Origin of the sequence: Frankia umida (genome assembly GCF_023242945.1) — a bacterium.
Classification (GTDB): domain Bacteria; phylum Actinomycetota; class Actinomycetes; order Frankiales; family Frankiaceae; genus Frankia; species Frankia umida.
In genome coordinates this window covers 63,913-79,400 of record NZ_JALKFT010000025.1, presented here as the reverse complement: position 1 = coordinate 79,400, position 15,488 = coordinate 63,913, and the positions used below count along the sequence as shown (strand labels likewise).

Genomic DNA, 15,488 nt, shown 5'->3' with positions numbered 1-15,488 from the left:
CCCACCCCCCACCGACCCCGCCGCGCCGCCATCTCCGCCTTCGGCATCAGCGGCACCAACGCCCACGTCATCCTCGAAGAAGCCCAGGAGCAGGACGCGAACCCCGGCGGCACGGCCGCGCCGGGCCCCGTCCCGGCGGACACGGCGGCGGCCGGGCTGCCCGTGCCGTGGCTGCTCTCCGCCCGCGGTCCGCAGGCGCTGCGGGACCAGGCACGCCGGCTGCGGGCACATGTCACCACGCATCCGGAGTCCTCCCTGGCGGACATCGGACTGTCACTGGCGACCACCCGTACCGCCTTCGAGCACCGGGCAGCCGTCATCGGTACGGACCGGTCCACCCTGCTGGACGGACTCGCCGCGCTGGCGCACGGACGGCGCTCGCCGGTGGTGGCCCGCGGGAGCGCGACCGAACCCGGGCGGACGGCGTTCATGTTCACCGGGCAAGGGAGCCAGCGGCCGGGGATGGGCCGCGAGCTGCACACCGCGTACCCGGTGTTCGCCGCCGCGTTCGACGAGATCTGCGCGCACTTCACGCCGCACCTGCCGCACCCGCTGCGGGACGTCGTCCTGGGCACCGACCCCGCCCTGCCGAACGACCTGGTGCACGAGACGACCTACACCCAGCCGGCGCTCTTCGCCGTCGAGGTCGCCCTGGCCCGGCTGCTGCTCCACTGGGGGGTCGTCCCCGACCTGCTTATCGGACACTCGGTGGGTGAACTGGCCGCCGCCCACGTGGCCGGCGTGTGGTCACTGCCCGACGCGACCGCCCTGGTCGCCGCGCGGGCGAGACTCATGGGGTCCGCGCGCGCGGACGGGGCGATGGTCGCGATCGAGGCATGCCTCGACGAGGTCACGGCGGTGCTGACCGAATCCGCGGGGCAGGCGTCGATCGCCGCGGCGAACGGCCCGCGGGCCACCGTGATCTCCGGCGATCGGTCGGCCACGGATCAGGTCGCGAACCATTTTCGGGCTGCCGGCCGGCGAGTCCGACGGTTGCGGGTGAGCCATGCGTTCCACTCCCCGCACATGGACGGCATCCTCGACCGCTTCCACAAGATCGCCAGCACCATCGACTACCAGGCCCCCCGCATCCCCCTCGTCTCCAACCTCACCGGCCACACCGCCACCCCCGACCAACTCCGCTCCCCCGACTACTGGACCGACCACATCCGCCACCCCGTCCGCTTCCACGACGGCATCCACCACCTGCACACCCTCGGCGTCACCACCTACCTGGAACTGGGACCGGACGCGATCCTCACCCCGATGGCCCACGAATGTCTGCCGGTGGGTGTCGCCACGGTGACGCCGCTGCTGGCCCGCGGGCGTCCCGAACCCTCGACGCTGGTCGGGGGGCTGGCTCAGGCCCATGTCGAGGGCACCACGGTCGACTGGGGCGCCTTCTTCGCGGGCGGCGGCGCCCGGGCCGTTCCACTACCCACCTACGCGTTCCAGCACACGAACCACTGGCTGAGCGCAGGGCCGAGGGGCCCCCGGGTACATGCCGGCACGCACAGGTCCTTCGAGCCGGACGAGGCGCGGTTCTGGGATGCCGTCGAGCAAGGCGACCTCGACGCCGTGGCGGGCGCACTGCGGCTGCCCGCGGCCGAGCACCCGGCGTTGGTCTCGGTCCTGCCCGCCTTCGCCCGGTGGCGGCGGGAGCACACCGCGGCCACACCGTCGGGCGGGTCGTGGCCGGCGGACGTCGCCGACGTCCGGGCGACCGACCTCACCGACCTGGGCGATCCGGGCGAGTCGGAGAGTGCGACGGATGTCGCCGCCCTGCGGGTGCTGGTGGCCACGGCGGATGCCGAGGAGGTGGGCTCGGCCCTGCTGGACCTGGTGCGCCGGCACGCCGCCGAGGTGCTGGGGCACCCCAGCCCGCAGGACATCGGCGCCGGTGACAACTTTCTCGAGATCGGCTTCTCCTCGTTCACGGCGTTGGAGGTGCGCAACCGGCTCTGCGAGGCGACCGGGCTGCTGCTCCCTCCGATCGTGATGTACGACCACCCGACCCCGCGGGCCCTCGCCGCCCATCTGCGGGTCGAACTTGCCGGGCAGCCGGGTCCGTCCTCGGCGCCCGTGCCGGTTCCCGCCGGCCCGCCCCCCGCCGCCCGGACCCTCGACGGCTCCGCGGTGGAGTCCCGCGTCGGCTGACCGTCACGGGCGCCTGCCCCTCGCCGCCCGGCAACCCGCCGGGCGGTCCCACCGGGACACCGACCCCCTCTGGAGGATGCACATGCGCGTAGGACTCGGATACCTGAACATGGCCCCGGCAGGCGACTCCGCGACCGCCCGGGCGCTCTACGCCGACTTTCTGCACGACGTCCGCTGGGCCGAGGACCGTGGGTTCGCCGGCATCTGGGTGACCGAGCACCACTTCTCCACCTACAGTCTCACCTCGTCTCCCCTGATCCTGCTGGCGCAGGCCGCCGCAGCCGCCCCCCGGCTGCGGCTGGGAACGTCGATCCTCGTACTGCCGTTCTGGGACCCGGTCCGGCTCGCCGCCGACGTGCTCACCCTGGACGCGTTGTCCGCGGGACGGTTCGACTTCGGCATCGGCCGTGGCTACCAGCCGCACGAGTTTCTCGGCTTCGGCCGGGACGCGGCCGACAACCGGGAGATCTTCGCCGAGGCGGTCGACGCCCTCGAGCAGCTGTTCACCCAGGAGGACCGGGACTTCAAGGGCCGTCACGTCCGGATCGACGCCCCGGTCACCCTGCTGCCACGCCCGACCCAGCAGCCGCATCCGCCGATCTGGATGGCGGCGACGAGCCCCGAATCGCTGCGGTTCGCCGCCGACCGGGGTTTCCATTTCATGCTGCCGGCTGTCACCACCTACGACCAGATCGTCGAGCGCCGGGGCTGGATCGACCAGGCCGGCGGGCTGCCTGCGGGGCGCGAGTTCCAGGTCAACCGGTTCGTGTACCTGGGGGATGACGCGGGCCGCCAGCGGGTGGTTCGCGAGATCGCCCGTCAGCTCCAGACCTCGGCCGCCCTGACCAACAGTGTCTACCCCGATGCCGGCGCCGCCCCGACTCCCGACCAGATCGACCCGGCGGTGGAGGAGAAGGTCCGCGACATCCTCATCACAGGTTCGGCCGACGAGGTGATCGACCAGTTCAGAGCGTTGGCCGACGTCGGTATCAGCTACGTCATCGCCGGCTTCGAGTTCGGCTATCTCAATACCGAGACGGCCCGGCACTCACGAGAGCGTTTCGCCAACGAGGTCCTCCCGCACCTGGCGGATCTCACCCCCAGCCGTCCCGGATCGAACTGACCGTCGCGATACACTGAACTGGTCGGTCAACAGGTCGCGACCGGGCGGAAACGGCGGTCGGCACCGGCGGACATCCATGCAGGCGTCAACCGAGACCGCGGCGAGCGGAACGCAGGAGGCCTGCTCGGCCTGGCAGACCTCCGGTTCCCGCCGCGGCGCAAGGAGCGCATGGCATGCCGACCACTTCCGCAACACATGCCGGGGCGCTACGGCTGTCCGTTCTGGACGTGGCCCCGGTCTTCACCGACAGCAGTACCGCGCAGGCGCTGCGCAACACGGTGGATCTCGCGCCGCGGGTGGAGGCACTGGGCTACCAGCGCCACTGGGTCGCCGAGCACCACAACGTTCCCAGCCTGGCGACGTCCTCGCCGGCGGTGCTCGCGGGTCGACTGGCAAGCGTCACCACGAGCCTGCGGGTCGGCTCCGGCGGAGTCCTGCTGCCCAACCATGCTCCGCTGGTGGTCGCCGAGCAGTTCGGCACCCTGCAGGCCCTGCACCCGGGGCGGATCGACCTCGGGATCGGGCGGGCGTCGGGCGGCGATCTGCTCACCGCCAGAGCTCTGGGCCGCCTGTTCGCGGCCGATGACTTCCCACGGCAGCTGAGGGAGCTGACCGGCTATCTGGCGGGTACGGCCGACGCGGCGTCCGAGCACCGCGTCGCCGCGATCCCCGCCCCCCCGGGTCAGCCCTGGCTGTGCATGCTGGGTTCCAGCCTGACCAGTGCCCGGTTCGCCGGCGCCCTGGGGCTGCCCTACGCCTTCGCCCACCACCTCGTGCCGCATCTGACGGTGGCCGCCCTCGACACGTACCGTTCGGCGTTTCGGGCGTCGTCCCAGCTGGCGCAGCCGTACACCCTGGTCGCCGCCGCGGTGGTCGCAGGCGAGTCCGACGAGCACGCACGTGGGCTCGCACTGCCCTACCTGCTGCGCAAGATCCACATCCAGCAGGGGCGTATCTACGATCTCTACCCCGGTCCGGCCGACGTCGCGGCCCACCGCTTCTCCCGGGTGGAGGAGAAGTACGTCCAGGAGCACAGTGGCGACCAGTTCTTCGGTGGTCCCACGACCCTGGCGGAGAAGATCTCGGACCTGGTCCAGCGGTGCGGCGCCGACGAGTTGCTGGCGCTGTCCCTGATCCACGACCACGCCGACCGGGTCCGCTCCTACGAGCTGCTGGCCGAGGCCGTGCCCACGGTGCCCGAATCCCGCCACCAGGCCGTGCGCTGACCCCGTCCGCAACCAGCCCGGTCCCGAGCGCACCGGCCCAGGGTCGACAGCCCCGGGATCCGGACCAACAGATGCGGCGGAGGAAAGCCCCTCCGCCGCATCCGATCCCGGCCCGGGGACACGGAGGCCGGTGGTCTGGTCATACCGTCGCCGCGGGTTCGCTCTCTCGCTGCTCCATGTCCGACTGCGGCGCCGGCTGCGGTCGACCTGGCAGGAAGAGCCCGAACAGCAGAACCGCGATCGCACCACCGAAGACCCACCAGAACGCCGACTGGAAGGCGTGCACCGTCGGCAACCCGCCGACGGTTCCGCGCTGCAGGATGAACGCCACGATCGCGATTCCGAGCGAGGCGCCCAACTGGTTGAGCACGTAGAGGGCCGAGGTTCCCTGCGGCACGGACGCCACCGGCAGCGTCCGGTACAGCGCCCCCATCGTCGGTGCCCCGATGAAGCCCAGCCCGAGCCCCGTCACGAAGGCTGCCACCCCGAGCAGTGCCTCGCTGGTGTCGTTCCCGGACCTGGTGAACACCAGCGCACTCGCCGCGATCAGCGCCGCACCCCCCGGCGCCAGGACCCGCGCGCCAACCCGTTCGCTGAGCCGACCCGCGAGTGGCATCGCGATGAACGAGCCCACCCCCAGCGGCGCGAGCAGCAGGCCAGCCTCGAGCACGTCGTGCCCGCGCAACTGCTGGTAGTACAACGGCACGACGAACAGCATCGAGAACAACATCACGCCAGTGACCGCCATCACCGCCACGCTCGCGCTGAAGCTGCGACTGGTGAACAGCCGCAGGTCGATCAACGCGGCGCCACGGGCCCGCAGGGCATGGCCGACGTAGCCGAGCAGCAGCACGCCCCCGATCGTCAGCGTCACCGGCACCTGGACCGCACCGAACCCGTGCTCACCGGCCTGCGACAGGGCGTACACCAGTACGGCGAACCCCGGGCAGAGCAGCGAGACCCCCACGACGTCCAGGCGGGCCGGCGCCTGCCCGGGGTCCGGCGCGTCGACCGGGACCACCTTGAACGAGGCCACCAGAGCCGTCACCCCGATCGGCAGGTTCACCAGGAACATCCACCGCCAGTCCAGATGCTCGATGATCACGCCACCCACGATCGGGCCCAGGACGGGACCGAGTGGGATGACGATCCCCATCAGTCCCATGACCCGCCCGACCCGGGCCGGGCCGGCCGCCCGCGCCAACAGCGTGAGCATCACCGGATCGAGCATCCCGCCGCCGAATCCCTGGATCACCCGGAACACGACCAGCGCGCCGATCGACGGTGCCAGGCCGCAGGCCAGCGACCCTGCCAGGAACAGCGAGAGGCCGGTCAGCCAGATCCGACGGGCGCCAAAGCGGTCCACCGCCCACCCGCTGAGCGGGATCGCCACCGTCACCGCGAGCAGATAGCCGGTGGCAACCCACCCGACCGTGCCCAACGGCGCGTCGAACTGCTCTCCCAGCGTGTCGATCCCGACGTTCACGATCGTGCCGTCAAGCAGACCCATCAGGCCGCCGAGCAGCAACACTCCGATCAACCGCAACAGCGCCGGGTCCAGGCGATCACCCTGTTCCTGAGCCATACCCTTCCTCACCTCACTCTGGCTGGCTAACCGGTCAGTACAAAATACTTTACATTAAGGTCAGCACGCGGGAGCGGGCTCGACCCTCGCGTCACCGCACCGCGCGCCACGGACCGGACCGAGGAAGCTCCACCCCGCCCCGGGAGCCGGCCACTGACAGGCATGGACCTTTCGCCGGACGGGACACCGGCCATCACCGACCCGATCTGGCCGGCGACCGGGTCGCATCAGCCCCGAACCGGCGGAACACACGGCCACCAGGGCACCCAGCCCGGCGATTCCCCATAAAGACCACCAGTTTTGTGGGTAAATTCTTCAGAACCAGTCAGTCCATTGTTCTTGTCTGGAGGTCAACCCGAGTGAGCGGCAGGGACAACCGCCAGCTCCATCTGAGCCTCAACCTCAACGGCCTGGGGTTCCACCGGGCCGGCTGGCGGCATCCAAGCAGCCAGCCCGACCGCGTGTTCTCCGCGGACTACTACCTCGAACTGGCTCGGACGGCGGAGCGAGGCCAGCTGGACGCGATCTTCCTCGCCGACACCCCGGCCTTCGTCCTCATGCCGGGCCGTTCCGTGACGCTGCAGGCGGAGCCGGTGTCGCTGCTGTCCGCGCTGGCGGTGGCGACCACCCACATAGGCCTCATCGGGACGATCTCGGCAAGCTACAGCGAGCCCTACACCGTCGCACGGCAGTTCGCCATGCTCGACCATCTCAGTGCGGGCCGTGCGGGAGTCAACGTGGTGACCTCGGCGGGCGACCGCGTCGCCCAGAACTTCGGCCGGGACAGCCACTTCGAGCACGCCACCCGGTACGAACGCGCCGCGGACTTCCTCACGGTCGTCACCTCGCTGTGGGACAGCTGGGCCGACGACACCATCCGGGCCGACAAGGCCACCGGCGTCTTCGCCGACCTCGAATCGATCGTCGAGATCAACCACGTGTCCGAGCACTTCCGCGTCCGCGGGCCGCTGAACATCCCGCGACCGCCGCAGGGACGCCCCGTACTGGTCCAGGCCGGTGCGTCACCGCGCGGACGTGACCTCGCGGCCCGCTGGGCGGACGCGGTCTACACCGGCTCGTCCACCCTGGAGAACGGCCAGGCCTTCTGTCAGGACATCCGTCGGCGCGCGGCGCATGCCGGCCGCCGCGCGGACAGCGTACGCGTTCTGCCAGGCCTGATCCCCTACGTCGGTTCGACCGAGCGGGAGGCACGTGAGCTGCGCCGGGAGCTGGAGGACCAGCCAGAGCCGCTCGACGCCATGATCGAGGAGCTGGGTGCCATCCTCGAGACCGACCTCGGTGGGCTCGACCCCGACCAACCGATGGATCCCGCGCTGTTCCCGGACGAGGCCACCTACGGGCAGTCGGTCAGTCGCCTGGTGCGCTTCCGGCAGTACGTCCATGCAGAGTCACCGACGATCGCCCAGTTCGCCCGGTGGGTTCGGAGCAATCTCGGCGTTGTGCACTGGATCGCCACCGGCACGGGCGAGCAGATCGCCGACCAGCTCGAGACCTGGTTCCGAGCGGGTGCCGCCGATGGCTTCAACCTGCTCGTTCCGCTGCTACCCAAAGGGCTCGACGACGTCGTCGACCAGGTCATACCCGAGCTGCGTCGCCGCGGCCTGTTCCGTACCGGCTACGACGGTCGAACGCTGCGTGACCATCTGGGGCTGGAACGCCCGGCAGGTCGCCGATCGGGCACCGCGAGCGCCCGGTGACCACATCCACCCGACCGAGAAGGCGGCCCACGCCCATGGCACGCACACGTCGCCCACGGCCGATCCGCCCGACGTTCCGCCTGCTGATCGCGATGGCCGCCTGCGGCACGGCCGCCGTCCTCGGCCTGATCACGGCCTGCGGCTCTCCGGCCGGCACGGCGAACGCACCGTCGGACGACCGGAAGCTGACGATCCTCTGGCCGGCCGATCCGATCGACCTGTCCACCGATGACGGTTTCGGGCTCCAAATGCTCTCCGGCACGATCGAGCGGCTCGCCGTCTACGACGCGCTGATCGCGCTCACCCCGAGTGCCGGGCTGGAGTACCGGCTGGCCACCGCGCTCGACTCCACGGACGGCCTGACCTGGACCCTGCGGCTGCGACCCGGGGTGCGCTTCAGCGACGGGACACCGCTGGACGCCGCGGCCGTGCGGGACAACTGGACGCAACTGGCGGACCCCGCCCGGCGCTCCCCGAGCGCCGGAACCGCCCAGCGGATCGGCGCGCTGGACGTGGTCGACGCGGTGACACTGCGGATCACGCTGAAAGAACCCGACAACCAGTTCCCGCGGCTGGTCGCGCAGACTCCACTGACCTTCATCGGTTCCCCCGCCGCCATGCGGGCCAAGGGCTCCGCGTTCAGGACCGCCCCGGTGGGCGCGGGAGCCTTCACCGTCCGGGAATGGCTACGCAATGATCATGTGACGCTGGTACGCAACCCCGAATCCACCCAGCGGGCCTCCCTCGACACGATCGTGGTCCGGACCGTCCCGGACGAGACGCAGCGCTACAACACCCTGCTCTCGGGCGGCGGGGACATCGCGTTCTCCGCGAACCTGCGCACCGGCCGCACCGCCACCGCGGCGGGCCTGGTCAACCAGCGCGCGCTCAGCGATGGCGGACTCAACCTGCTGTTCAACGTCACCACAGCCCCCTTCGACGACCTGCGCGCCCGCCAGGCGGTGGCCCATGCGCTCGACCCAGAGGCCCTCAACAAGACACTGTTCGACGGGACAGCCACCGTCCCGGCCACGTTCCTGCGCGAGCAGTCGCCGTTCCACAGCGCGGTCGCGCTCCCTACCCCGAACCGGCAACGAGCCCAGGCCCTGTTCGACGAACTGGCCGCGCAGGGCGAACCGGTGCGGTTCACCATCGTCACCCCGCTGAACTTCAGCAACGTCGCCGAGTGGGTGCAGTCCCAGCTGGACGGATTCCGCAACGTCCAGGTCAAGGTCGACGCGATGGCCCAGACACTGCCGATCCTCAAGGGCGCGTTCCAGGCCACCCTCACCGGAACGCCGAGATTCGTCGATCCCTATCCGCAGCTCGCGCTCAACCTGGGTACCGGCGGTCCCAACAACTATGGTCGGTTCTCCGACGCCCGTTTCGACACCGCGCTGCGCGACGGACAGCAGGCCCGCGACGCCGCCGGGCGCACGAAGGCCTACGAGACGGCCCAGCGGATCATCGCCGAGCGGCTGCCGCTCGCCGGACCGCTGTACCGCCTGCCCGGGCAGTACCTGCACCAGCGGGCAGCCTTCGACGGCGAGCTCCCGATCCTCAATGACGGGGTGCTCGACATCACCCGTCTGTCAAAAGCCGGGTGAGCCCGGATGCACGCGAACCGCGGCGCCGTCCGCCTGGTCGGATGGCAGCTCGCGCGCACCGCGGTCGTCCTGCTGCTGGTCGGCTTCGGCGCGACCTTTCTCCTCGACCTGGCTCCGGGTGATCCGGCCTTCGCCCTGCTCGGCGAGCAGGCGAGCGCCGAGCAGGTCGCCACCGTCCACCGGGCACTGCGCCTCGACGACCCGTTCCTCACCCGCTACGCGACCTGGATCGGCGGCGTGCTGCGCGGCGACTTCGGGACGTCCTACCTGACCGGCGAGCCGGTCATGACCGAGGTGGCTGCCAGACTGGCGGTGACCGGGGAACTGGTGGTGCTGGCGCTCGCCAGTGCGCTGGTCGTCGCCGTGCCGATCGGCGTGTTCACCGCCTACCGCGCGCACGGGCGGGCGGACCGGGTCTGGTCGCTGGCCTCCTCCGCACTGATCGCGACGCCCCCCTTCGTCGTCGCTCTGGTCGGCGTCTATCTGCTCACGCTGAAGATCGGCGCGCTGCCGGCGACCGGCTGGGTGGCCCCGGTGGACGGTCTGGGTGCCAATCTGCGCCACGCCGTGCTGCCCGTCGCCACCCTGGTCCTGTCCCTGGTGCCCACCTACACCAGGATGCTGCGCGCCGACATGACTGCCACCCTGCGGGAGGACTACATCCTGGCCGCCCGTTCCCGCGGGCTCCCGGTGCGTCGCATCCTGTTCCGGCACGCGCTGCGCCCCTCGTCGTTCTCCCTGATCACCCTCACCGGGATCAGCGTCGGCCAGCTGATCGGCGGGGCGGTGGTCGTCGAGGTGCTGTTCGCCCTGCCGGGGCTCGGACAGCTGATGGTCACCAGCGTGACCGCGAAGGACGTGCCGGTGGTGCAGGGCATCGTCATGTTCCTGGCGGTCGTCTACTGCGTGGCGGGCGCGGTCACCGACCTGCTGTACGGCTTCCTCGACCCGCGGGTGCGGGTCCGGGTGCGGCCGGCATGAGGGCACCACGATCGCGGGCCGGGCGGCTACCCCTGTGGCTGTCCCTCGCCTGGCTTACCGCCATGTTCACCGCGGCTCTGTTCGCCGATGTGCTCCCGCTGCGCTCCAACGGCGAGATCGTGCCCGGCGTCGACGCCCGTACGCCCCCGGGCTGGCGCCCCGAGTTCCTGGGCACCGACGCCATCGGCCGCAGCGTGCTGGCCCGGATCGTCCACGGCGCCCGGGAGTCACTGCTGGTCGGACTCGGATCGGCCGGCCTGGCGATGATGGCGGGCCTCGCGGCGGGACTCGCCGCCGGCTACCTCCGAGGCTGGCTGGACGCCGCGATCGGCCTGGTGCTCGATGCCGTACTGGCGGTGCCAGCACTGGTCCTGCTGATCGCCATCGCCGCCGTCGGCCGCCGCGGAACCACCACCGTGGTGCTGGGCCTCGCGGTCGTGGGCACACCGAGCTTCGCCCGGTTGGCCCGCGCGAGCACCCTCGCACTCGCCGGCCGCAACCATGTGGCGGCGGCCGTCGCGCTGGGCACCGGGCCGGGCCGGACCCTGCGCCGGGAGCTCCTGCCCGACGTGATCCTGCGGCTGGCGCCGTTCGCGTTCGTGTTCATGGCGTTCGCCGTCGTCGCCGAGGCGTCCCTGAGCTTCCTGGGGCTGGGGCTGCCCCCGCCCGCGCCGAGCTGGGGCGCCATGATCAACGATGGACGACCCTACCTGGACGGCGACCCGTGGCTGGTGTTCGTGCCCGCCGGCTGTGTGTTCCTGACGGTCGCCTCGTTCACCGTGATCGGCGAGTGGGCGCGCCGCCGGTTCGCCGTCGGCGAGTCGAGGCTGCCATGACCGTCGAACGGTCACCCGCCGGGCCCGCCCTGACACTCGCCACCCCCGCCGTGCCACTGCTGGCGGTACGGGACGTGTCGATGACACTCCCCACACCGGCCGGTCCGCTGCATGCTGTCGACCGCGTCTCGTTCACCCTCACCGCCGGGCAGGCCGTCGGGATCGTCGGCGAGTCCGGTTCGGGAAAGTCGATGCTGGCCCGCACCGCGCTGGGGCTGGCTCCAGCCAGCGCCCGTACCACCGGCTCGGTGCGGTTCGCCGGTCGTGAGCTGCTGGGCGCCAGCGCCCGTGACCTGCGCCCGGAGCTCGGCCCCGGGATCGCCATGGTGTTTCAGGACCCCTCGACGGCCCTGAACCCCGTGCTGCGGATCGGGCGTCAACTGGCCGAGACGTTACGGCTGCGCGGCGGCCTCAAACGGCGTGCGGCCCGCGAGCGAGCAGTCGAACTGCTGCGTGACGTCGGTATCGACGAGCCCGAGCGCCGCGCGCGCAGCTATCCCCACGAGCTGTCGGGCGGAATGCGCCAGCGGGTGTGCATCGCGCTGGCGGTCGCCTGCGACCCACGGGTGCTGCTCGCCGACGAGCCCACCACCGCTCTGGACGTCACCGTGCAACGTCAGATCCTCGACCTGCTCGCGGACCTGCGGGCCCGCCGCGGCCTGGGCCTTGTCCTGATCACCCACGACCTCGCCGTCGCCGCCGGGCGGACGGACCATCTGCTGGTGATGTATGCCGGCCAGGTGGTGGAGTCCGGACCAACCGCGCAGGTGATCCGGGCGGCCCGCCATCCCTACACCGCCGCGTTGCTCGCCTCGGTGCCCCGTCTGGACCAGCCGAGTCACACCCGGCTGGCGACGGTCCCCGGCACGCCCGCCACCCCGGTGGGCAGCGCCCACGGGTGCCGGTTCGCGCCACGCTGCTCCCGGGTGCTGACCCACTGCCGACAGCGGGAGCCGGTCCTCGCCGATCCCTGGTCCCACCAGCCGGTCGGGCCGCGACACGCGGTGGCCTGCTTCGCCCCGGTCGGCGCCGCGCCGGGCCCCGGTCGTGGCCCGGGCCGCCTCGACGGGGCGAACGGCGAGGACGGCGAGGACGGCGGGCCATGACCGGATCCGACGTCCTGCTGCGGGTCCGTGACCTCGTCGTCGACCATCGGGCACCGGGTGGCACGACGTTACGCGCCGTGGACGGGATCAGCTTCACCATCCGGCGTGGGGAGGCCCTGGGTCTGGTCGGCGAGTCCGGCTGCGGCAAGTCCTCGACCGCCCAGGCCGTGCTCATGCTGCGCCGCCCCACAGGTGGGCGGGTCGAGTTCGACGGGCAGGACCTGGCCCGGCTGTCGCCCCGGCCGCTGCGCCGGCTGCGCCCGCGTCTGCAACTGGTCTTCCAGGACGCGGCGTCGTCCCTGAATCCACGCCGGACCGCGGCCGCGATCGTCGCGGAGGGGTTGGCGGCCCACCGCTTCCCGCGGCCCTGGGACCGGCTGGTCGACGACGCGCTGTCCTCGGTGGGCCTGGATCCCCGGACCATTGGTCACCGGCGACCCGGGGAGCTCTCCGGCGGGCAGTGCCAGCGGGTGGCGCTGGCCCGGGCGCTGGTGCTGTCCCCCGCGCTTGTCGTCTGCGACGAACCGGTGTCGGCGCTCGACGTGTCGGTGCAGGCGCAGATCCTCAACCTGCTCGAGGACGTCCGGCGCCAGCACGGGCTCAGCCTGCTGTTCATCGCCCACGACCTGGCTGTCGTGCGGCAGATCAGCGACCGGGTGGGCGTGATGTACCGGGGGCGTCTCTGCGAACTGGCACCCGCCGAGCGGCTCTACCGCCGTCCCCGCCACCCCTACACCCGTACGCTGCTCGACGCCGTGCCCAGGCTCGACGGCGGGCCCGGCCCGGCCGCCCAGGCCGGCCGGGCGGATCCGGGGGGATCCGGGTCGTCGCCGCGACCGCCCCGGGGATGCCGTTTCCGCTCCCGCTGCCCGCAGGCCCAGGACCGGTGCGCCGAGGTCGTTCCGCTTCTGCGGCCAGTGGCGGCGGACCACCAGGTCGCCTGCCATTTCCCTGACTGAGGCTCCTCAGCCGGGGACCAGTTCGCGTGCCTGCCCACACCGGCAGGCACGGCGGTTTAGCCGTCGGCAAGAGCTCGGCTAGCAGCGCGGGCAACGATGTCCCTGCACCCGCGGCAACGAGATCCGGGCGCGTTCGGCAGGAGGGTGGGATACCAATGACGATCACTGATCTGGCCCCGCAGCGCCGGCACACCCTGTACTTCCTGCGGGAGACCCGGGCGTTCGCGCCCGTGTTCCTGGACACCGAGGTGGACATGAGCCGGGTCGCGGCGCTGCGATCCGGGCATCGGCACTCGGTGGTGACCTATGTGCTGTACGCCGCCGGCCGGGTGCTGGCCCGGCATCCGGAGGCGAACGCGGCCATCCTTGACGGCCGCCGGCCGAAGGTGGTCCGCCATGACGCCGTGCACGGCAAGCTCACCCTGGACAAGACGCTCGACGGCCACCGGGTCGTGCTCGCCACGGTGCTGCGTGATCTCGAACGTCTGGATCTCGACGAGATCCAACGGCAGGTGGAACGCTTCCGCACCGGCGATCCGGCCAGCATGCCCGAGTTCGCCGGGGTGCGTGCGCTGCACCGGGCCGGGCCGGGCCGGCGTGGCTGGCGGCGCGCCGAGCGGGCCTTCCGCAGGGTGGTGCGGCCCTTGGAGAGCAGGGCCGCGATCTGGGGGACGGTGGCGGTCACCTCGCTCGGGCACGGGGTGGTGGACGGCTTCCACTCGGTAGGCGGCACCACCGTGACCCTCGGACTGGGACGCACCGTCGAACGTCCGGTGGTTCGCGACGGCCGGATCGTGGTGGCCCCCGTCATGCGGCTGAGCCTGGCCTTTGACCACCGGGTGATCGACGGGGCGGAGGCCGCGGACGTTCTCGCCGACATCCGGGAGACGCTGCAGACCTTCCCGGAGCCGGCGAACCCGGGTCAGCCCGACCCGCCGGCGCGGGAGCAGTCGGGCAGGGCGGCACCGGAGCCCGAGGCCGCCGCGGTCACCACTGCGACGGTGGAAGGACCGCGATGAACGACGTCGCCGAACTCACCGTGCACGTCGCCGCGCACGCGGCGGCCCTGGATCTCGACGCCGCCGAATATCGGGAGCTGACCGGGCGCATCCGTCATGACGGCACCGGCCCAGGTTCCTGGGTGCACGAGTGGTCGCGCCTCGCCGAGACGCGGGAGACCCACGGTGACCTGCTGGGCGCCGCGGCCTGCTACGGCTTCGCCCGGTTCCCGTTCGTCGACGGCCCGGCGCGGCGCGACGCCCTGGGCAACTGCGTCCGGGCCACGGACAGGTGGCGGCGCACGGTCGCTCCCGAGGCCGGCCGGATCGACCGGGTGGTGTTGGACATCCTCGGTGCGAGGGTCGCCGCCTGGACGACCGGACTGGCCGGCGGGCACGGGCCGGGCGGGCAGCGCGCCGCGGCGGAGCCGTCGGCGGCGGCCAGGAACCGACCCCTGTTGATCGTCAGTGGCGGCATCGTCAGCATCAAGGAGCAGTGGGCACCCCTGTTGCTGCTCGCGTCCAGCCTCGGACTCGCCGCGGTCGTGACCGAGATGCCTGGTGTCGGCGAGAACACCCTGCGTTACACCCCGGACAGCTGGCAGATGTTCCCGGCGATCCTCGAGGCACTGGACGGAGCCGCTGACGTCTCGCGCACCTTCGCACTCGCGCTGAGCTTCAGCGGGCATATGGCGTTGCGCTGGGCAGCCGAGGATCCGCGGCTGCGCGGGATCATCACGGTCGGCGCGCCGGTACGCGCGCTGTTCACCGACCGTGCCTGGCAACATGGGCTGCCGCCGGCCACGGTGGCGACCCTGGCCCACCTGACCGGCACGGACCCTCTGGCGCTGCCCGACCTGCTGCCCGGCTGGGCGCTGTCCGACCGGCAGCTCGCCGCCGTCGCGGTGCCGGTGCGCTACGTGGCCAGCACCCGGGACGAGATCATCCCACCGGTCGACCCGGCGCTGCTACGGCGAACCCTGCCGGACCTGGCCGTCCTCGAACACGACGACGTCCACGGCGCTCCCGGGCATGCCGTGGCCACCCGCGAGTGGATGATCCGCGCGCTGGTGGACCTCCGCGACGCCACCCCCCGCTGACCACAGCCACAGCCCATCACCAGCCACACCCGTTACCCGGTCCGCCGCGGCGGCCGTCGCTGGCCGCGGCGGACCCACCGGCCATCGGCCAC

At 71.9% G+C, this 15,488-nt stretch carries 12 protein-coding genes; 11 read left to right on the top strand and 1 reads right to left on the bottom strand.

The annotated features are described in order from the left end of the window. The 3 genes from MXD59_RS20155 to MXD59_RS20145 all read left to right on the top strand — a co-directional run. The coding region (locus MXD59_RS20155; protein ID WP_248826200.1) for an acyltransferase domain-containing protein at positions 1–2,157 on the top strand (2,157 nt) is incomplete at its 5' end. Between the two features lie 82 nt (positions 2,158–2,239). Further along, a complete protein-coding gene (locus MXD59_RS20150; protein WP_248812752.1) occupies positions 2,240–3,280 on the top strand; it encodes an LLM class flavin-dependent oxidoreductase in 1,041 nt (346 codons plus the stop codon). Between the two features lie 173 nt (positions 3,281–3,453). After that, on the top strand, positions 3,454–4,506 hold the full coding sequence (locus tag MXD59_RS20145; protein ID WP_248826199.1) for an LLM class flavin-dependent oxidoreductase: 1,053 nt from the start codon (positions 3,454–3,456) through the stop codon (positions 4,504–4,506). Between the two features lie 139 nt (positions 4,507–4,645). Here the strand turns inward: MXD59_RS20145 and MXD59_RS20140 are convergent, their stop codons facing one another. Continuing rightward, positions 4,646–6,091: a DHA2 family efflux MFS transporter permease subunit gene (locus MXD59_RS20140; RefSeq protein WP_248826198.1), complete on the bottom strand. Its 1,446-nt coding sequence runs from the start codon at positions 6,089–6,091 to the stop codon at positions 4,646–4,648. Between the two features lie 359 nt (positions 6,092–6,450). Between MXD59_RS20140 and MXD59_RS20135 the strand changes: the two genes are divergently transcribed. The 8 genes from MXD59_RS20135 to MXD59_RS20100 all read left to right on the top strand — a co-directional run bounded on the left by MXD59_RS20135 (position 6,451) and on the right by MXD59_RS20100 (position 15,396). Then, on the top strand, positions 6,451–7,809 hold the full coding sequence (locus MXD59_RS20135) for an NtaA/DmoA family FMN-dependent monooxygenase (protein WP_248826197.1): 1,359 nt from the start codon (positions 6,451–6,453) through the stop codon (positions 7,807–7,809). A gap of 35 nt (positions 7,810–7,844) precedes the next feature. After that, complete coding sequence (locus MXD59_RS20130) at positions 7,845–9,416, top strand: ABC transporter substrate-binding protein (RefSeq protein ID WP_248826196.1); 1,572 nt, start codon at positions 7,845–7,847, stop codon at positions 9,414–9,416. Positions 9,417–9,422: 6 nt separating this feature from the next. Further along, positions 9,423–10,397: an ABC transporter permease gene (locus MXD59_RS20125; RefSeq protein ID WP_248812747.1), complete on the top strand. Its 975-nt coding sequence runs from the start codon at positions 9,423–9,425 to the stop codon at positions 10,395–10,397. Continuing rightward, positions 10,394–11,233 carry an ABC transporter permease gene (locus MXD59_RS20120; protein ID WP_248812746.1) on the top strand — a complete coding sequence of 280 codons (840 nt, stop codon included), beginning with the start codon at positions 10,394–10,396 and terminating at the stop codon, positions 11,231–11,233. Before MXD59_RS20125 ends, MXD59_RS20120 begins: the two co-directional genes overlap by 4 nt. Continuing rightward, positions 11,230–12,339 carry an ABC transporter ATP-binding protein gene (locus MXD59_RS20115; protein ID WP_248826195.1) on the top strand — a complete coding sequence of 370 codons (1,110 nt, stop codon included), beginning with the start codon at positions 11,230–11,232 and terminating at the stop codon, positions 12,337–12,339. Before MXD59_RS20120 ends, MXD59_RS20115 begins: the two co-directional genes overlap by 4 nt. After that, positions 12,336–13,298, top strand: coding sequence for an oligopeptide/dipeptide ABC transporter ATP-binding protein (locus MXD59_RS20110; RefSeq protein WP_248826194.1), 963 nt, complete (start codon positions 12,336–12,338; stop codon positions 13,296–13,298). The genes MXD59_RS20115 and MXD59_RS20110 overlap by 4 nt, the downstream gene beginning before the upstream one ends. 155 nt (positions 13,299–13,453) lie before the next feature. Continuing rightward, on the top strand, positions 13,454–14,317 hold the full coding sequence (locus MXD59_RS20105) for a 2-oxo acid dehydrogenase subunit E2 (protein ID WP_248812743.1): 864 nt from the start codon (positions 13,454–13,456) through the stop codon (positions 14,315–14,317). Beyond that, entirely contained in the window at positions 14,314–15,396 is a 1,083-nt protein-coding gene (locus tag MXD59_RS20100; protein WP_248826193.1) for an alpha/beta fold hydrolase, read from the top strand. Before MXD59_RS20105 ends, MXD59_RS20100 begins: the two co-directional genes overlap by 4 nt. Positions 15,397–15,488 lie beyond the last annotated feature (92 nt).